7 protein-coding genes are annotated in these 19,839 nt (G+C 76.1%); 5 read left to right on the forward strand and 2 right to left on the reverse strand.

Going from position 1 to position 19,839, the window contains the following annotated elements; all coding sequences use genetic code 11:
• Nucleotides 1-114 precede the first annotated feature (114 nt).
• The 3 genes from ACIF6L_RS27645 (at nucleotide 115) to ACIF6L_RS27655 (ending at nucleotide 16,308) form a co-directional block, all read left to right on the forward strand.
• On the forward strand, nucleotides 115-1,395 hold the full coding sequence (locus ACIF6L_RS27645) for an MFS transporter (RefSeq protein ID WP_396490104.1): 1,281 nt from the start codon (nucleotides 115-117) through the stop codon (nucleotides 1,393-1,395).
• 160 nt (nucleotides 1,396-1,555) lie between these two features.
• Entirely contained in the window at nucleotides 1,556-14,821 is a 13,266-nt protein-coding gene (locus ACIF6L_RS27650) for a MupA/Atu3671 family FMN-dependent luciferase-like monooxygenase (RefSeq protein WP_396490103.1), read from the forward strand.
• Nucleotides 14,818-16,308 carry a condensation domain-containing protein gene (locus tag ACIF6L_RS27655; RefSeq protein ID WP_396492598.1) on the forward strand — a complete coding sequence of 497 codons (1,491 nt, stop codon included), beginning with the start codon at nucleotides 14,818-14,820 and terminating at the stop codon, nucleotides 16,306-16,308. The genes ACIF6L_RS27650 and ACIF6L_RS27655 overlap by 4 nt, the downstream gene beginning before the upstream one ends.
• A 56-nt stretch (nucleotides 16,309-16,364) precedes the next feature.
• On the opposite strand, the gene ACIF6L_RS27660 is transcribed toward ACIF6L_RS27655, so the two are convergent.
• Both ACIF6L_RS27660 and ACIF6L_RS27665 read right to left on the reverse strand, forming a co-directional pair.
• The gene (locus ACIF6L_RS27660; RefSeq protein ID WP_396490101.1) at nucleotides 16,365-17,120 is read right to left on the reverse strand and encodes an alpha/beta fold hydrolase; all 756 of its coding nucleotides are present in this window, start codon (nucleotides 17,118-17,120) and stop codon (nucleotides 16,365-16,367) included.
• A 126-nt stretch (nucleotides 17,121-17,246) separates the two neighbouring features.
• Entirely contained in the window at nucleotides 17,247-17,546 is a 300-nt protein-coding gene (locus ACIF6L_RS27665; protein WP_329485784.1) for a YciI family protein, read from the reverse strand.
• 155 nt (nucleotides 17,547-17,701) lie between these two features.
• Between ACIF6L_RS27665 and ACIF6L_RS27670 the strand changes: the two genes are divergently transcribed.
• Both ACIF6L_RS27670 and ACIF6L_RS27675 read left to right on the forward strand, forming a co-directional pair.
• On the forward strand, nucleotides 17,702-18,022 hold the full coding sequence (locus ACIF6L_RS27670; protein ID WP_359809082.1) for a cupin domain-containing protein: 321 nt from the start codon (nucleotides 17,702-17,704) through the stop codon (nucleotides 18,020-18,022).
• A 119-nt stretch (nucleotides 18,023-18,141) separates the two neighbouring features.
• On the forward strand, nucleotides 18,142-19,653 hold the full coding sequence (locus ACIF6L_RS27675) for an FAD-binding protein (RefSeq protein WP_396490100.1): 1,512 nt from the start codon (nucleotides 18,142-18,144) through the stop codon (nucleotides 19,651-19,653).
• Nucleotides 19,654-19,839 lie beyond the last annotated feature (186 nt).

Consider the following 19,839-nt stretch of genomic DNA (forward strand, 5'->3'; position numbering starts at 1 on the left):
AATTGACGGCGTACCGTCGTATGGTCTTAGCGCCGTGAGCGGTCGAACCCCTTGATCCCGCCGACGGCGCCGCCCTAGGATCCAGATGAAATGTCACATGGCAATGGAGCCGTCGTGGGGGATCACACCGTTCCGAGCCGGGGTACCGCCACGAGCGCCCTGCCCAGGCCGTTCTACCGGCTCGCCGTCGGGGACGCCGTCTCCAGCTACGGCAGCCAGCTCAATATGGTCGCGCTCAGCCTCTTCGCCTACGAGGCCGCGGGCAACGCCCTCGGCACCGCCGGCTACCTGACGCTGCGTCTGCTCGGCGGCTTCGGCGCCGGCGTGCTCGCCGGGCGCGTCGTCGCCCGCCTCGACCGCCGGCTGCTGATGGTCGGCTGCGCCTTCACCCAGGCCACCGGCCTGGTGGCGCTCGCGATCGTCCCCGACCACCTGCGGATCCCGGTGCTCTACCCGCTGGCCCTGCTCTTCGGCGCGGCCGGCACGCTCAGCGCCGTCGCGCTGCGCAGCAGCGTGCCCGAGATGGTCGGCCCGGAGCACCGGGCCCGCGCCAACGGGGTGCTGGTGACCGGGCGTTCGACGGCGATGGTGCTCGGGTTCGCCTCGGCCGGCGTGCTGGTGGCCTGGGCCGGGTTCCAGGCCGCGCTGCTCACCGACGCCGCCAGCTTCGTCGTATTCGGCACGGTCGTGCTGCGACTGCCGCTGCGCACCCGGGCCGAGCGCGACGGAGCGACGGAGCGCCCGGCGGCCGAGCCGGGCGGGCGGTTCGCCGGGCTGGTGCTGCTGCGCACCCTGCCGGTGATCGGCGCGATGGTCGCCATCCGGCTGGTCGACGCCTTCGGCTCGGCCGCGCACAACATCGGCCTGCCGGTGTTCGCGACCCGGACGTCCCCGGAGAACCCGGCTGCCGTGCTGGGCCTGTTCTGGGCCACCTGGGCGGTCGGCAGCCTGGGCGCCCACCAGCTGGTCTCCCGACTGCTCGTCAAACGCGGCCGGGAGCCGGGCGAGCGGGCCTTCGCGGTCGGCACCGCGCTGATGTCCACCTGCTTCATCCTCGCCTTCACCGGGCTGCCGACCCCGCTCTTCCTCGTCGTCGCGCTCGGCGCCGGGCTCGCCGACGGCTTCACCGAGATCTCCTACACCACCCGGATCCAGGCCGTCGACGACGACCGGCGCGGCCAGGCGTTCGGGCTGGTGGCGAGCGCCGAGAGCCTCGGCATGGGCGCCGGGATGCTGCTCAGCGCCGGGCTGATGGAGCGGTTCAGCCCGCTCACGGTGGTCGGCTTCTCGCACGCCGTGCCGATCGCGCTGGCCGCCGGGTTCCTGCTGATGGTGGGGGTCGGCGCCCGTCGGCGGCGCGCGCCCGCCGCGCGGCCCGTCCCCGCCGACCACTAGCCGCGTACCGGCCCTCCCCCACCGGGCGGCCGAGCGCCGGGCGACCGCCCGCCGTACCCGCCCGACCGCCGTACCGGCCGCCCCGGCCGCCGCCCGCCGTCACCCCGCCGTACCGCGCCCCGCCCGCCCTTGTCGCAGAGCCCAGGAAGGTACGACCCGCATGAGCGTCCCCGGCCCCGACCGCCCCAGAGCCGACGTGGTGGAGGGCCGGCTGCTGCGCCACACCGGCCTGGCCGACTGCGCCCTCGTCCCCGGCGGTTCCCCGGGCGGCGCCGAGCCGATCGTCTACCTGGTGCCGGCCGACGACCGGGACCACGCCGGACTGCGCCGCTGGGCCGCCGCCCACCTGCTGGAGGACGCCCCCGACGCGGAGATCCGCCTGGTGGACGGCATCCCCCGGACCGCCGACGGGGCGGCCGACGCCGCCGCCCTGGCCGCCGCCCGCGACCCGCGCGAGCACCCCCGCCCCGCCCGCCGGCACCTGAGCGAACTCACCGGCCGCTGGCGCCCGTTCGGCGTCGCCGCGCCGGCCGCACCGGAGCCGCCGGCGGAGCCCGAGCCCGCGACCGGCGAGCCCGCCGTCGCCGTCGGACCCGTCCTGACGGCGCTGCCCGACGGCCCCGCCGACCTGCCCGACGCGCTGCTGCGCGCCGCCCGGCTGCACCCCGAACGCGGCCTGCACCTGGTGCGCGCCGACGGCGGCGCGACCACCCTGCGCTACCCCGAGCTGCTGGACCGGGCGCTGCGCGTGCTCGGCACCCTCACCGCCGCGGGCCTCGGCCCGGGCGACCGCGCGATCCTCCAAGTCCCCGACCTGGAGCACTACTTCCCCGCGCTCTGGGCCTGTCTGCTGGGCGGCGTCCTGCCCGTCACGGTGGCCCGCCCGCCGGGCTACGACCGCCCGGGCCCCGTCCTGGAGAAGCTGGTCAACGCCTGGGAGACGCTGGAGCACCCGCCGGTGCTGGCCGCCGGTGAGGCCGTCGCCGGGCTCTCGGGCATCGGCCGGCTGGACCCGCGGGCCGCCGGTCTGCGGGTGATCCCGGTCGACCGCTCCGCCGCGCAGCCGCCCGCCGCGCCGCACGGCGCCGGCGGCGATGTCGCGATCCTCCAGCTGTCCTCCGGCTCCACCGGCCGCTCCAAGGCGATCCGGATCAGCCACCGCGGCATCCTGGAGTACGTGGCGGGCGCCTGCGAGCAGGGCTTCGCGCCCGGCGACCCGACCGTCAACTGGCTGCCGCTCGACCATGTCGCGGGCCTGCTGATGTTCCACCTGCGGGACGTCGTGGCGGCCTGCGACCAGACCCACATCCCCACCGAACTCGTCCTCGCCGACCCGCTGTTGTGGCTGGACACGCTGGAGCGCCGGGGCGCCGCGCACTCCTGGTCGCCGAACTTCGGCTACCGCCTGGTCGCCGAGGCGCTGCGGGCCGCCCCCGGGCGGCGCTGGGACCTCTCGGCCGTCAAGTCCCTGATCAACGCGGGCGAGCAGTGCACCGAGGGCGTCGCCGAGGAGTTCCTGGCCAGGCTGGCCCCCTCCGGGCTGCGGCCCGACCACCTGCTGCTCGCCTGGGGCATGGCCGAGACCTGCACCGTCATCACCTACAAGCGCTACGGCGAACCCGGCGCCGTCCAGGTCCTGGCCACCGACTCGCTGACCGGAGCGCTGCGGCCGCTGCCGGAGGGCTCGGACGAGGCGGCTACCCGTTTCCTCTCGATGGGCCGCCCGGCCGCCGGCGCGCGGCTGCGGGTCGCCGACGACCGGGGCGCCGTCCTGCCCGAGCTGCGGATCGGACGGCTCCAGGTCTCCTCCGGCCGGGTCACTCCCGGCTACCTGAACAACCCGCGGGCGGACCGCGAATCCGCCACCGCCGACGGCTGGTTCGACACCGGGGACCTCGCCTACCTGCGCGACGGGGAGGTGATCCTCACCGGTCGGCGCAAGGAGATCATCATCATCAACGGCGTCCACCACTTCTGCCACGACCTGGAGGACGTGGTGTCCGCCGTCGACGGGGTGCTCTCCGGTCACGTCGCCGCGTGCGGGGTGCCCGACGAGCGCAGCGGCAGCGAGCAGTTGGCGGTCTTCTTCGTGGCCGCCCCGGAGGCGGGCGAGCCGCACCGGACGGCGGGCGCCGTACGGGCCGCGCTGGCCGAGCGGTTCGGGCTGTCGGCCGCGCTGGTGCTGCCCGTCCCGGCCGCCGACTTCCCCCGCACCACCAGCGGCAAGATCCAGCGCACCGCGATCCGCGCCCGGCTGCTGGACGGCGGCCTGGACGCGCTGATCACCCGCCTCGACCTCGCCGAGGGCAACGCCCGCACCGTGCCGGACGTCGTCCGCCGTGCGGCCTGGGAGCCCCGGCCCGCGCCGGACGCCGCTCCGGTGCCACCGCCGGGGACCGTCCTGCTGCTCGGGCCGGTCGGACCGGGCACGCTGTCGGACGCACTCGCCGCCGTGCTGCCGGACACCGTCCAGGCGTCCCAAGCAGAGTCCTTCGCCCGGCTGGGCGACGGCTACGCGCTCGACCAGCGGCGGGCCGGGAGCTGGCCGCGGCTGCTGGACGAGCTGGAGGCGGCCGGCCGCCGCCCGCACCGGGTGCTGCACCTGTGGGCGCAGGTTGCCGAGCCGGACGAGGTGCTGTGCGGCGAGGCCCTGCTCGGACTGACCCGGGCGCTGGCCCACCGGTACGGCGGTGGTCCGGACGGGGTCGAACTCGTCACTGTCAGCGCCGGGTTGCACGCGCTCGCCGACGGCGAGCTGCCGCGGCCGGTCGCCGCGCCGACCGCGGCCCTGACCGCCGGGGCCCGGGCCGAGCGGTTGCTCGCCGGGGCCCGCCACCTCGACCTGCCCGCCGACGCCCCGACAGACCCGCGGGCCGTGCTGGCCTTCCTCGCCGACCCGCGGCGCGAGCCCGAGGCCGCCTGGCGCGACGGGCGCCCCTACGTACCCCGGCTCGGCCCGCTCGCCCCGCTCACCGCGCCGGAGGCCGCCGCCGCACCGGCCTGCACGCTGCTCTCCCCCGGGGCCCGCTGGCTGGTGACCGGCGGGCTGGGCGGCCTCGCCGGGGAACTGCTCCCGGAACTGCTCCGCCGGTACGGCCCGCACCTGCTGCTGGTCGGGCGCACCGACCCGGCCGCGGGCGGTCCGGCGGCGGCCGCGCGCCGCGCCGCGCTGGAGCGCCTGGTGCGGGCCGGCGGCCGGGTCGAGTACCGGACGGCCGACGTGACGGACCGCCGGGCCCTGGCGGCCGCCGTCGCCGAGGCCGAACAGGCCTGGGGCGCGCCGCTGGAGGGCGTCCTGCACCTGGCCGGCGAGTACCGGATCGGCCTGCTGGAGGAGCTCGGACCCGAGCGGTGGCAGGAGGCCGTCCGGGCCAAGACCGCGGGCACCGACGCGCTGGCCGAGCTGGTGGCGGCCCGCCCCGGTGCCCAGTTCGTCGGCTACTCCTCGATGATCGGGTTCCAGGAGGCGGTCGGCTCGGCGGGGTACGCGGCGGCCAACCGCTCCCTGGAGGCGGCGGTCGAGCGGCTGCGCCGGGAGCACCGGGTCGCGGCCTGGACGGTCTCCTGGGGCCTGTGGCGGGGTGTCGGGATGAACCGGGAGGCCTCCCACGACGCGGCCGCCGCCGAGCGCGGGATCGCCGTGCTCGACGCCGCCGAGGGCCGGCGGCTGGCCACCGCGCTGCTCGCGGCCCCGCCCGGTCACTACTACGCCGGTCCCGACGGCACCCGCCCCGCCGCCCGGCGCCGACTGCTGGCGGGTGAGCCGCGGCTGGTCGCCGACGCCCCGGAGCCGCCCGCCGCCGGTCCGGCGCGCCCGGTGGTGGCGCCGCCCGCCCCGGCCGAGCTGCGCCGCGCCGTGCTGGACACCTTCGAGGCCGTCCTCGGCGAACCGGTCGACCCCGGCCGGCCCTTCCACGAACTCGGCCTCGGATCGGTGCAGTTGATGCGAGTCCAGGCCGCGCTGGCGGCGGGCCCGGCGCCCGGGCTGGAGCCGACCGCGCTGTTCCGGCACCCCACCGTGGACGCGCTGGCGGCCCAGCTGGCCGGCGGTGCGCCGGAGCCGGCACCGACCTCCGCCGCGCCCGCGCCGGAGGTGCCCGCCGACCGGCGGGTGGCGGTGATCGGCCTGGCACTGCGGCTGCCCGGCGCGGACACCCCCGAGGAGTACTGGCGCAACATCGTCGACGGCGTGGTCAGCACCACCCGATACACCCCCGAACAGCTCGCCGCCGCCGGCATCCGGGCCGAGGAGTACAGCCACCCCGACTTCGTCCCGGTCACCGCGCCGATCGCCGACATCGGCCACTTCGACGCCGAGGCCTTCGGCATCAGCGCCGCCGAGGCCGCCCTGATGGACCCCCAGCAGCGGCTGCTGCTGGAGACCTGTGCCCGGGCCCTGGACGACGGCGGCTACGGCGACACCGCGCCGGACACCCGGGTCGGGGTCTTCGCCGGCACCGGCATGACGCTGTACTCGCTGCGCGGCTACCTCCAGCACGCCATCGGCACGGCCGCCGACCCGGCCCGGCCGGTCGAGGCGCTGCAGGTGGCGATCGGCAACCAGGCCGACTTCGCGGCTACCCGGGTCGCCTACCGGCTCGGCCTCACCGGGCCCGCCGTCGGCGTGCAGACCGCCTGCTCCACCTCGCTGGTCGCCGTCCACCTGGCCGTCCAGTCGCTGCTGACCGGTGACAGCGACCTCGCGCTCGCGGGCGCCGCCGCCCTGCACGTCCCGCAGGCCGCCGGCTACCGCTACCAGGAGGGCTCGATCCTGGCGCCCGACGGCGTCTGCCGGGCCTTCGACGAGCGGGCCGCCGGAACGGTGGGCGGCAACGGCGTCGCCGCCGTCCTGCTCAAGCGCCTCGACCGGGCGCTGGCCGACGGCGACACCGTGCACGCGGTGATCCTCGGCTCAGCCGTCAACAACGACGGTGCGGGCAAGGTCGGTTACACCGCGCCCGGCCTGGACGGCCAGGCCGCCGTGGTCGGCCGGGCACTGGACGTGGCGGGCGTGCCGGCCGACAGCATCGGCTACGTCGAGGCGCACGGCACCGGCACCCCGCTCGGCGACCCGATCGAGGTCCAGGCGCTCACCCGTGCCTACCGGGCCCGTACGGGGGCGGTCGGCTTCTGCGCCCTCGGCTCGGTCAAGCCGAACATCGGCCACCTGGACACCTGCGCCGGGATGGCGGGTCTGATCAAGGCCGTCCTCGCGCTGCGCCACCGGGCGATCCCGCCGGTGACCCACCTGACCAGGCCCAATCCGACTCTCGGGCTGGCCGGCAGCCCCTTCACGCTCCCGACCGAGGCATCGCACTGGCCCACCGGGGATGCCCCGCGCCGGGCCGGGGTCAGCGCGCTGGGCGTCGGCGGCACCAACGCCCACCTGATCCTGGAGGAGGCGCCGGCCGGCGCCCCCGCGGACGCCCCCGCCGCCCCCGACAGCGAACCGCCGGTCGCCCTGCTGCCGCTGTCGGCCCGCAGCCCGCAGGCGCTCACCGACCTCGCGGCCACCGTGCTCGACCGGCTGCGCGCCGAACACCCGCCCCGCCCGGCCGACCTGCTGCTCACCCTCGGCGCGGGCCGCCGCCCGCTGCGCCACCGGCTCGCCGTCACCGGCACCGGGCCCACCGAACTCGCCGACGCGCTCGCCGGGTTCGTCGGCGGGCGGCCCTCCGGCCCGGCGCACTCGGCGCGGGACGCCGGGCGCGGCACACCGGTCCCCGTCCTGCTCTACACCGGACAGGGCGCGCAGTACCGGGGCATGGCCGCCGGGCTGTACCGGGCGTACCCGGTGTTCCGGGAGGTGCTGGACACCTGTGACCGGCTGCACCGCGAGACCTGGGGGGAGTCGCTGCTGCCCCTGCTGCTGGAGCCCGGTCCCGACGGCGAGGAGCAGCCGTGGACCACCGAGGCCGCGCAGCCCGCGCTGTTCGCGGTGCAGGCCGCGTACACCGCGCTCTGGGAGGAGTTCGGGCTGCGGCCGGCGGCGGTGGCGGGGCACAGCGCGGGCGAGTACGCGGCGGCCTACGCGGCCGGGGCCTTCTCACTGGCCGACGGCCTCTTCCTGGCCGGGGTGCGCGGGCGGCTGATGCACCGTTCGACGGAGCCGGGGGCGATGACGGTGGCCACCGCGTCCGCCGAACGCCTCGGCGCGCTCGCCGAGTGGCTGCCCGGGGTGGACCTGGCCGTGGTGAACGGCGCCGGGCAGTGCGTCCTGGCCGGGCGGCCCGGGGACATCGCGGGAGCGGAGGCGGTGCTCGCCCTGGAGGGTGTCGGAACCGAACGGCTCACCGCCGACCGGGCGTTCCACTCCCGGCTGATGGAGCCGATGCTGGAGGCGTTCCGGCACCGGCTGGAGCAGATCACCCTCCGGCCGCTGCGGGTCCCGCTGGTGAGCAATCTGGACGGCGTGCCGCTGGCACCGGGCACGGTGCCCGGCCCCGACCACTTCGTCCGCCAGACCCGGGAGACCGCGCGCTTCGACCGGGTGCTCGCGACGCTCGACGGGCTCGGCCACGGGCTCTTCCTGGAGGTCGGTCCGCACCACACCCTGAGCGGGCTGGGCCGGCGCGAACTCGCGGGGGCGGTGTTCGTGCCGAGCGGACGCCGCGGTCGCGGCCCGGAGCGCCAACTGCTCACCGCACTGGGCACGCTGTGGACCCACGGGGTGCCGGTGGACTGGGCGGCGGCCGCCGCCGCCCGGCGGTGGCCGGACGGGCCCGCGCGGCGCGTCCCGCTGCCGGGCCGACCGTTCCACCGTACCTACCACTGGTTCACCGCGCCCGGCGCCGGAGACACGGCCGACGCCTCGACCGCGTCGCCGCCCGCGCCCCGGCCCGTACCGGCGCCGGGGCCCGCACCGCTGTCGGGTTCCGTACCGCTGTCGGGTTCCGTACCGCTGACCGTGGCCGGGGCCCGTCCCGGGCCGGCGGCCCCGCCCGTAGCCGAACGCACCGTCCTGGAGGAGCCCGTCATGACCGACACCCCCGCGCCGGACCCGCTGGAGCAGGCGGCCGCCCTGGTCCTGGGCCGGGTCGTCGCGCAGACCGCGCGTCAGCTCGGCGTGGCGGAGGAGGCGGTGGGCACCGAGGACCCCTTCTTCGACCTCGGGGCCGACTCGCTGTCGATGATCAACATGATCCGGGACCTGGAGCGCGCCTTCGGGGTGCGGGTCCCGATGCGCGAGCTGTTCGAGGACGCGGACACCCCGGCGCGGCTGGCCGGGCTGATCGCCGGGCGGATGAGCGCCGAGGCGCTGGCCGGCCTGGTGCCCGCGCCGACGCCGGCGGCTCCGGAAGCGGTGCCCGCGCCGGTACCGGCGCCCCTGGCGGTGGCACCGGCCGCGCCCGCGCCGACGCCCGGACAGCCGGCGCCCACCCCGGCCCCCGTCGCTGCGGCTCCCGTCACCCCGGTGGCGGCCGCCGCTCCCGACGGGGCCGGCGCGGTGATCGAACGCCAGCTCGCCCTGATGGGCCAGTTCTCCCAGCTGATGGCCGACCAGCTCGCCCTGCTCGCCGGCGCCCCCGCCACGCCCGCCACCCCCGCCACGCCCGCCACGCCGACCGCGCCCGCTTTGCCCACCGCCGCAGCCACCGCCGCGGCCGCCGCCGTCACGGTCGCACCGGAACTCCCCGCCACACCGGCCCAGCCGGCCACCCCATCGCAAGCACAGGTGCACGGCCCGCGCGTCACGGTCGCCCGGGACTCCGGGATGGCCGGGGGCGGCCTGACCGGCGAACAGCGCCGCCACCTCGACGAGTTGGTCGAACGCTTCACCGCCCGTACCGCCGCCTCCAAGGCGCTCACCCAGCGCCACCGCCGGGTGCTCGCGGACAGCCGGGCCGTGGTCGGCTTCCGCTCGGCCACCAAGGAGATGCTCTACCCGCTCGCCGCCCGCCGGGCGCAGGGCTCCCGGCTGGAGGACGTCGACGGCAACTCCTACGTCGACATCACGATGGGTTTCGGCGTGCTGCTCTTCGGCCACGAGCCCGCCTTCGTCCAGGAGGCCGTCCGCGAGCACCTGGCCGGCGGTCTGCGGCTGGGTCCGCGCGGCGCGGAGACCGGCGAGGCCGCCGAACTGCTCGCGGAGCTGACCGGCACCGAGCGGGTCGCGTTCGCCAACTCCGGGACGGAGGCCAACGCGGGGGCGATCCGGCTGGCCCGGGCGTACACCGGGCGGGACACCATCGTGATGTTCGAGGGCTCGTACCACGGGCACTTCGACCACACGCTGGGCCGCCCGGTGGGCCACGGGGCCGAGCGCGAGACGGTCCCGGTGTCGATCGGCATCCCCGGCAGCGCGGTCGCCGACCTGGTCGTGCTGCCGTACGGGGAGCCGGAGAGCCTGCGGGTCATCGACGAGCTGGGTGACCGGATCGCCGCCGTGCTCGTCGAACCGGTGCAGAGCCGCCACCCGTCCCGCCAGCCCGCCGAGTTCGTCCGGGGGCTGCGCGACCTGACCGCCCGCCGCGGCATCGTGCTGATCTTCGACGAGATGCTCACCGGCTTCCGGCCGCACCTGCGCGGCGCCCGCGGGTTCTGGGGCGTGGAGCCCGACCTCTCGACGTACGGCAAGGTCCTCGGCGGCGGCTTCCCGATCGGCGCCATCGCCGGGCGGGCGGCCGTGATGGACGGCATCGACGGCGGCTTCTGGCAGTACGGGGACGCCAGCCACCCGCCGAACGACACCACCTTCTTCGGCGGCACCTACATCCAGCACCCGCTGTCGATGGCCGCCTGCCGTGCCGTGCTGCGGCACTTCAAGGAGCAGGGGCCGGGCCTTCAGGAGCGGCTGAACGCCCGGACCGGGGAGCTGGCAACCACCCTCAACGGCTTCTTCGAGGAGGAGGAGTTCCCGCTCCGGCTGGCGCACTTCGGCTCGCTCTTCCGCTTCGAGCCGCGTGCCGACATGGAGCTGCTCTTCCACCACCTGCTGGTCAAGGGGGTCTACGTCTGGGAGTGGCGCAACTTCTTCCTCTCCACCGCGCACTCCGACGGCGACGTGGAGTTCGTGGCCGACGCCGTCCGCTCCTCCCTGCGGGACATGCGGCGCGGCGGCTTCTTCCCCTCGACGCGCGGGGTGGCCGTGCCGTCCGTACCCGCCCCGCGCCTCGAACTGCCCGCGCCCACCCCCGTCCCCGCGCCCGTCCCTGCGCCGGTCCCCGTCCCCGCGCCCGCCGGTGACCCGGACCGCGAGGTCGACTTCAGCCTCTCCTTCTTCGGCGACTACCCGCTCGACACCCGGCCCGAGGACCGCTACCGGATCGTCCTGGAGAGCGCCCGGTTCGCCGACCGCAACGGCTTCCACGCCGTCTGGCTGCCCGAGCGGCACTTCCACTCCTTCGGCGGCATCTTCCCCAACCCCTCGGTGCTGGCCGCCGCGCTGGCCCGGGAGACCGAGCGAGTCCGGCTGAACGCGGGCTGCGCCGTGCTGCCGCTGCACCACCCCGTCCGGGTCGCCGAGGAGTGGTCGGTGGTCGACAACCTGTCCGGCGGGCGGGTCGGCCTGGGCTGCGCCAGCGGCTGGCACCCCAACGACTTCCTGTTCTTCCCCGACCGCTACGGCACCCACAAGGAGCTGATGCACCGGCAGGTCGACACCATCCGGGCGCTGTGGCGCGGCGAGCCCTACCGGGGCCGCAACGGCAGCGGCGAGGAGATCGAGGTGCACCTGCACCCGCGCCCGCTCCAGGAGCTGCCGCCGATGTACACGGCGATCGTCGGCAACCCGGACAGCTTCCGCGAGGCCGCCCGCCACGACCTCGGCGTGATCACCAACCTGATGACCCAGAGCGTCGAGGAGCTGGCCGCCAACGTCGCCCTCTACCGGCGCACCCGGGCCGAGCACGGCCTGGACCCCGAGGCCGGGCGCGTGGTGGTGCTGGTGCACAGCTACCTCGGCGCCGACCTCGCCACCGCCCGCGAGCAGGCCTACCGCCCGTTCTGCGGCTACCTGCGCTCCTCGCTCTCGCTCTTCGGGCAGGTCGCCAACAGCCTCGGCCTCACCCTGGACTACGAGAACACCCCGGAGGAGGACCTGGAGTTCGTCCTGGAACGCGCCTACGAGCGGTACTGCGCCTCGCGCGCACTGATCGGCACCCCGGAGAGCGTGCGGACCGTCCTGGACTCGCTGCGCGCCGCCGGCGCCGACGAGATCGCCGCCTTCGTCGACTTCGGCCTCTCGCCCGAGCTCGTCGCCGCCGGCCTGCCGTACCTGGACGAGCTGCGCCGCACCGCCCAGCGGCCCCGCGAGCGGCGCGCGCCGCTGTCGTACGCCCAGCAGCGGATGTGGTTCCTGCACCGGATGCTACCCGACAGCTCCCGGTACAACGAGGTCAAGGCCATCGCCCTGGACGGGCCGCTCGACCACCGCGCGCTGGCCGGCGCCCTGCACGCCCTGACCGAACGGCACCCGGCGCTGCGCACCGTCTTCCGCGAGCAGGACGGCGAGCCGTACCAGGTGGTGCTGCCCGCCACCGGTGCGCCGCTCCCGGTCGAGGACGCCCCGCCGGGGCAGGACCGGGAGGGGGCCGTCCGCGCGCTGGTCGCCGAGGAGGGCGCCCACCGCTTCGACCTGGCCACCGGCCCGCTGCTGCGCACCCGGCTGCTGCGTCTGGCCGAGGAGCGCCATGTGCTCGTCCTCGCCATGCACCACATCGTCATCGACACCCTCTCCGCCGTGGTGATCACCCGCGAGCTGGGCGAGCTCTACCGGGCCGCGCAGTCGGGCCGCCGCCCCGAACTGCCGCACCTGCCCACCGACTACGCCGCGTTCGCGGCCCGGGAGCGGGCCCTGGTGGCCGAGGGCGCGCACGCCGCGAGCCTGGCGCACTGGCGCGAGGTCCTCGGCGGCGAGCTGCCGGTACTGGCGCTGCCCACCGACCGGCCGCGCCCGGCCCTGCCGGACGGCCGGGGCCGCGCCTTCGTCCGCCTGCTCGACGGCGAACTCTCCGCCCGGGTAAGGGAGCTGGCCCGCTCCCGGCGCTCCACCCTGTTCATGGTGCTGCTCACCGCGTTCGCCGGCGTGCTGCACCGCTTCAGCGGCCAGGACGAACTCGTGCTCGGCACCCCCGTCGCCAACCGCGAGGAGGGCACCGAGGACCTGGTCGGCTTCTTCGTCAACACGCTCGCCCTGCGCCTCGACCTGTCCGGGGAGCCCGACTTCGAACGGCTGCTCGCCCGGGTGCGGACCACCGCACTGGACGCCTACGAGCACCAGCGGCTCCCGTTCGAAGTCCTGGTGCAGGAGCTGAACCCGGCCCGCGACACCAGCCGCAACCCGCTCTTCCAGGTGATGGTGGAGTTCGAGAACCACGCACTGTTCGAGCTCGACCTGCCCGGCATCGAGGCCCGGCCGCTGGACGACGTCGTCGACAAGTCCGGCTTCGACCTCACCCTGTTCCTCACCAACCTGCCGGAGGGCATCCGCTGCCACGTCGAGTACGCCACCGCGCTCTTCGACCGGGAGAGCGTCGAGCGCCTGCTGACCGCCTTCGAGCAGCTGCTGGCCGCCGCCGTCGCCGACCCCGCCCGCCCGGTGGCCGAGCTGCTGCCCGGCGGCCGCGAGGTGGCCACCCCGGCCCTGCCCGGCACCCCGTCGCTGCGCGAACGGCTGGCCCGCACGGCGGCCGCGCACGCCGACCGCACCGCCGTCCTCACCCCGGACGGCACCCCGGTCACCTACCGCGAGATCACCGACCGGGCCGAGCGGCTGGCGGCGCTGCTGGCCGCCGCCGGGGTCACCGCCGGCACCCCCGTCGCCACCCTGCTGCCGCGCTCCGCCGACCAGGTCGCCGCGCTGCTCGCGGTCGTCCGCCTGGGCGCCGTCCACGTACCGATCGACCCGGTGCACGGCGCCGAGCGCTGCCGGCTGATCGCCGCCGACAGCGGCGCGCCCGTCCTGCTCACCCGCACCGGCACCGACCGGCTCGGCATCGCCCTGCCCGCCGTCCTGGCCGACGACGGGAGCGCGGTGCCGCCGGCACCCGCCGCCGTCGACCCCGATCCCGAGTCACCTGCCTACTGCCTCTACACCTCCGGCACCACCGGCCGGCCCAAGGGCGTCGTGATGCCCTACCGCGGCCTGCGGTCCCTGGTCGACTGGAACACCGACCAGCACGGCCCGCTGCGCACCCTGCAGTACGCCTCCTGCGGGTTCGACGTCTGCGTCCAGGAGACCCTCACCGCCCTCGCCGGCGGCGGCACCCTCGTCCTCGTCGACGAGGCGACCCGCTACGACGCCCGGGCACTGGCCGACCACCTCCGGCGCACCCGCACCGAACGCATCCACCTCCCGCACACCACCCTGACCGGCCTGCTCGGCGCCCTGGCCGAGGCCCCGGTGCCCGACCTGCGCGAAATCGTCTCCGGCGGCGAGCAGCTGCTGCTCACCCCCGCGCTGCGCGCCTTCCTGCGGGAGAACCCGCGGTGCCGGCTGTTCAACCACTACGGGCCGACCGAGACCCACGCGATGACCAGCGTCGAACTCTCCGCCGACGGCCCCGACCACGCCCCGGTCGGCCGCCCCGTCCCCGGCAGCCGCGTCCAGCTGCTCGACCCGCACGGCCGGCCGGTGCCGGAGGGCGCGGTCGGCGAGATCCACGTGCTCGGCGACCAGGTCGGCCTCGGCTACCTGAACCGCCCCGAGGAGACCGCCGCCGCCTTCGTCCGCACCCCGCAGGGCCTGCGCTACCGCACCGGCGACCTCGGCCGGCTGCGGCCCGACGGCACGCTGGAGCTCCTCGGCCGGATCGACGAGCAGGTGAAGATCCGCGGCTACCGGATCGAACCAGGGGAGGTGGAGAACGTGCTGCGCGCCGTCCCCGGGGTGCGGCAGGCCGCCGTCGCCGCGCACCACGGCCCGCAGGGCACCGCGCTCGCCGCGTACGTCGTGCTCGCCCCCGAAGCCGCCGAAGCCCCCGAAGCCCCCGAAGACCCCGAGGCTCCGGCAGCTCCGACAGCTCCGGCAGCTCACCCAGCTCCGGCAGCTCCCGACGCGGCCGCCGCCCTCGCCCGGGTGCGCGACGAGCTCGCCGACCGGCTGCCCGAGCACATGGTGCCCCGGCTCTGGGCCCGCGTCACCCACGTGCCGCTGACCCGCAACGGCAAGCTGGACCGCGCCGCACTGCCCCCGGCCGTGCCGATCGGCGCCGACGCGGACACCGCCCCCGCCACCGAGCTGGAGCAGCGCCTCCAACAGCTCTGGGCGAAGGAGCTGGACGTCCCCGCCCCGGGCGTGGAGACCTCGTTCTTCGATCTGGGCGGGCACTCGCTGGCCGCCACCCGGCTGCTCAACCTGGTCCGCGAGGAGACCGGCCTGGAGATCGGCATCCTCGACTTCTTCCGCCGGCCCACCATCCGCGGCATGGCCGACCGCGCCCGCGCCGCCGCACCCGCCGAGACCTTCGAGCGAGGGACGCTGTGACCGCCGTGCCCACCGGACCGACCGCGCCCGCCGTGCCCGCGCCGACCGAGGACTGGCAGCGGCTCGTCCGGCTGCTGGACGAGCGGGAGATCGTCCTCTCCGCCGAGGGCGGCCGGCTCGACTACCTCGCCCCGCCCGGAGCGATGGACGCCCCGCTCGTCGCCCTCGTGAAGGCCGAACGGCCCCGGCTGCTCGCCACCCTGACCGGCGGCGGCGCCGCCGAGGCCGCCGCACCGGCCGGCATCGCCCAGGCCCGGATGCACCGCAGCCACGGCCGGGTGGCCGACCCGAGCCTGTGGAACATCACCCAGCGGATCACCCTGCGCGGGCCGCTCGACCCCGCCCGCCTGCAACGGGCCCTGACCGCGCTGACCGCCCGCCACCGCAGCGTGCGCACCCGGTACGCGCCCTCCGACCTCGGGCTGCTCCAGCAGGTCCTGCCCGCGCCCGACGGCCTGCCGCTGCCGGTCGCCGCGGTGGGCGGCGGCGCGGAGGCGGTGGCCGCCGCCACCCGTGAGGAGGCCGCCACCCCGTTCGACCTCGCCGCCCCGCCCCTGCTCCGGGCCCGGTTGCTCCGGCTGGGCCCCGAGCACCACGTCCTACTGCTGACGATCCATCACATCGTGCTGGACGGCTGGTCCCTGGCCACCCTGCTGGCCGATCTCGGCACGCTGTACGGGGACCACCGGGCCGACCTGCCCGAGCCGGGATCGATGATCGAACACGCCTGCTGGGAACGGACGGTGGTGACCCGGGAGGCGGTGCGCCGGGCCACCGCCCGGTACGCCGAGCGGCTGGCCGGACTGCCGCTCACGGTGCCGCTGCCCACCGACCGGCCCCGGCCCGAACGGCGCTCCGGGCACGGCGGCGTGCTGCCCTTCACGCTCACCCCCGAGCTCACCGCGGCGCTGAACCGGTGCGCGGCCCGCCGCTCCACCACCCCGGCGGCCGTGGTGCTGGCCGCCGTGGGCGATCTGCTGGGCGAACTCACCGGCGCGGATGAGACCTTGGTGATGCTCTCGACCGCCAACCGGCGGCGCCGGGAGCACGAGCGGCTGGTCGGGCTGCTCACCACCAACCTGCCGGTCCGGCTGCCGAGCCGCGCGCCGGGCGGGTTCGCCGGGCTGGTCGACCGGGCCGGCGAGGCCCTGGCCACCACGCTCGACCAGGCGGACGTTCCGTTCGGCCTGGTCACGGAGGAGCTGCGGGCGCGCGGGCTGGCGCTCCCGCCGTCCTTCCCCCAGGTGCTGCTGGCCGTGCAGACCACCCCGGCGCCGGTCCTGGAGCTGACCGGCCTGGACGTCGTGGTCGAGGACGTTCCGGGCAGCGGCGCCCGCTCGGACCTGCTGCTGATGCTCACCCCCGAGGGGAACGGCCTGACGGGCCTGGCCGAGTACGACGCCGACCTCTTCGACGAGGCCACCGTCCGGGGCTGGCTGGACCGGCTGGTGCGACGGCTGGCCGAGCAGGTGCCGCCGCTGGCGTGACATTCCCCCGGGTCGGGCCCCCGGAGGCCGACCCCGGAGCCGACCCCCAGCGCCCGTCAGGCGCGCAGGAAGGCCTCCAGGGCGGTCGCCAGCGCCACCGGCACCTCGTGCATCGGGTAGTGCCCGGAGTTGGCCAGGACCTCCAGGTCCGCGTTCGGGTAGTGCGCCAGCCAGGTGCCGCGCATCAACTCCGCGGACAGCGCGAGGTCGTGCTCACCGACGAAGACCTTGACCGGCAGGGTGCTGCCGGCGATCCGCGTTGCGAAGTCCTGGGTGGTCCAGTCGTCGAGGTAGCCGGCGACGGCCTCCGGGCTGGAGCCGGCCACCGAGCGGGCCGTCATCGCGTCCAGCCAGCGGCCGCAGGCGCGGTGCCCGGTCACCAGGTCCAGGATGGCCCGCCGGTTGGCGGGCTGCCGCGGGGCCTGGTGGAACAGGTCGTACGCGTCACCCTCCAGCGGATAGGCGCTCGCGGGCACCGGGGCCAGCCCCACCAGCTTGCGCACCCGGTCCGGCGCTTCGGCCAGGACGCGCTGCGCCGCCTTGCCGCCCATCGAGTGCCCGACCACGGAGAAGGTGTCCCAGCCCAGCTGGTCGGTCAGGGCCAGCGCGTCCGAGGCGATCTCCGCCAGGGTGAACTCGCCCTCCACGTCGCGCCGTTCGCCGTAGCCCCGGTAGTCGAGGAAGGCGTAGCCGAAGGTGTCCGGGTCCAGGTGGTCGAGGAACGCGCCCCAACCCGCGCTGGTGCCGAACCAGTCGTGCAGGACGAGTACCTTGTGCTCGCCGGTACCGATGGTGCGGTGACTGATCGTCATGGCGGCGCTCCCGTTCGCGATGGTCTGCCGCTCTCCTCCCCCGGCCCGCCGTTCACCAACCCCACCGGCCACCGACGCCACGGCGCCCACCCCGGGAGCCGGGGCCGCCCGGCCCCCGCGGGGTCCTCAGGCGGGCAGCTGCTGGCGGTAGGCGTCCAGTGCGGGCGCGGTGGTGGTGGCGAGGAACTCCGTGACGGTGTACTCCGCCAGACCGGCCAGGCTGAACGGGTCGGTCCGGACGATCTCCTCGACGACCGCCCGGTCCGGGGCCACGGCGATGATCACGCCGCCGTCGCGGGGCTCCTTGCGGCCCGAGGCGAGGAAGGTCCCGGCCTCGTAGTGCTCCTTCAGCCACTCCACGTGCCGCGGGAGCACGGCGTCGATACGGTCCAGGGGCGCGGTGTAGGTCAACTCCAGAACGAACATGCGTCCAGGCTAGTCCTCCCTCCCGACGGGGTGTCAGCGGGGCCGCGGTCCGGAGATTTTGCCGAACGGTCGACCAACGCGCCCCGCGTCCCGGATAGCGTGCGGGCATCCCAGTGATCACGGGCGCGGCCGGACCGTGCCGGAAGAGGTGTGCCATGAACCGGATCGACGTCCCCGCGACCGCCGCCGCACTGCCCGGGGCCTGGCGCTCGCGCGTCCTCGGCCGGATCGGCACGGCCGCCGTCAAGGTGCTGCGGATGGACGAGCTGCCGCTGGCCGAGGAGCGGCACCCGCACGCCGAGGCGCTGCTCGTCCTGGACGGCCGGCTGGACCTGCTGGTCGCCGGCACGGCCGTCCCGCTCGGCCCCGGGGAGCTGTACGTGGTGGCGGCCGGCGTCCCGCACGCGGTGGCCCCGGGCAGCCGGGGCACGCTGGTGATCGTCGAGGTGGACGACGACGGCGCCGGACCGGCCTGAGCCCGCCGTCCGGACGGCCCGCGCCCCGTTCACGCCGTCAACGGCGCAGGGGACTGCCCGGAGACGGGCCGACTGCGGTACAACTGCGCTGATATGACGATTGATCGGAGATATCTGCCATGAGCAAGTCAGCTCTGCCCCGCCGCGGTCTGCTCGTCGGCGCGGCGGCCACGGTCATCGGCTGGAACACCGCCGGCCGCAGCTGGGCCGTCGCCGCCGGCCGGGGCGCCCCCACCGACGGCCCGGCCACGGCGGACGCGGTGGCCGCACTGCCCCGGCTGGACGGCAGCCTGGTCACCGACCCCGCCACGCTCACCCGGTTCACCGGTGACTTCGGGCACCTGGTGACCGCCGCGCCCCGGGCCGTACTTCGGCCGGGCTCGGTGCGCGACATCACCGAGGTCGTCGGCTTCGCCCACCGCCACCGGATCCCGGTCGCCATGAACGGCCAGAGCGGCGGCGGCGACCCCGCGGAACTGGAGTCGCACTCCGGCTACGGCCAGGCCACCGCACCCGGCGGCATCGCCGTCGACGCGCGGGGCCTGGACCGGATCCTCTCCCTCACCCCCGGCCGGGCCGTGGTGGAGGCCGGCGTCACCTGGGCGCAGCTCACCGACGCCGCCCTCGCCCAGGGCTGGATGCCGCCCTGTCTGACGGACTACCTGCACCTCTCCGTCGGCGGCACGCTCAGCGTGGGCGGGATCGGCTCCGCCGTGCAGCGCCACGGCCTGCAGGTGGACACCGTCGAGTCGGTCGACGTGGTCACCGGTACCGGCCGGCTGCTGACCGCCTCCGCCACCACCAACCGTCAGCTGTTCGAGGCGGTCCTGGCCGGCGGCGGACAGGCCGGGATCATCGTCCGCGCCACGCTGCGACTCGTCCCGGCCCGCCAGCGCGCCCTGGTGTTCAGCCTGTACTACGACGACCTCGCCGCCTACCTCGGTGACCAGGAGCGTCTGATGGCCGAGCGCCGCTTCGACCTCCAGGCGGGTGAGGCGGTGCTCGACGCCGCGGCCGGCACGTGGCGGTACAAGATCGAGACGGTCGCCCACTACGACGGCACCACGCCCCCGGACCGGGACGCCCTGCTGCGCGGGCTGCGCTGCCTCCCGGGCGAGACCACCGTCGTCGACCAGAGCGCCCGCGACTACGCCTTCCGGGTCGACGGCTTCGCCGGCTACCTCAAGGCCGCCGGCCTCTGGACCCAGCCCAAGGCCTGGCTCAGCGTCTTCCTGCCCGCCTCCACCGCGGCCGCCTTCGTCCGTGAGGCCACCGCGTCGCTCACCCCCGCGGACCTCGGCGCCGGGCTCCTCCTGCTCTACCCCTACCGCACCGCCGCCCTGACCCGCCCGATGGCCGTGATGCCGGACGCACCGGTCGGCTGGCACTTCGACCTGCTCTCCTTCCCCGCCCCCGGCGCCGACACCGCCGCCATGCTCCGCCGCAACCGTCGCCTCTACGACCGGGCCGTCGCCCTGGGCGGCAAGCGCTACCTGATCGGCGCCGTCCCCGGCATGACGCCGACCGACTGGCGCCGTCACTACGGCTCCCGCTGGGCGGCCGCCGTCGCGGCGAAGCGCCGCTACGACCCGGCCGGCATCCTCACCCCCGGCCAGGGCATCCACACCTGATCCGCCGCAGGCCCGCCCCGCCCCCGCGGCGGGCGGGGCAGGCCTGCGGGGAGGCACGGTGAAAATCGGTTCGGATCGGCGTGCGCCCGTGAGTGGCTGTTGTCTTTCCGGGCTTGAGGGCTGTGTTTCCGCTGTTCAGGCATGGGGTCGGCGGTCTCGGGGAGTGGTGACGTGTCGTGTCGTCGC

It is taken from the genome of Kitasatospora sp. NPDC086009, from assembly GCF_044540385.1.
Lineage (GTDB): Bacteria > Actinomycetota > Actinomycetes > Streptomycetales > Streptomycetaceae > Kitasatospora.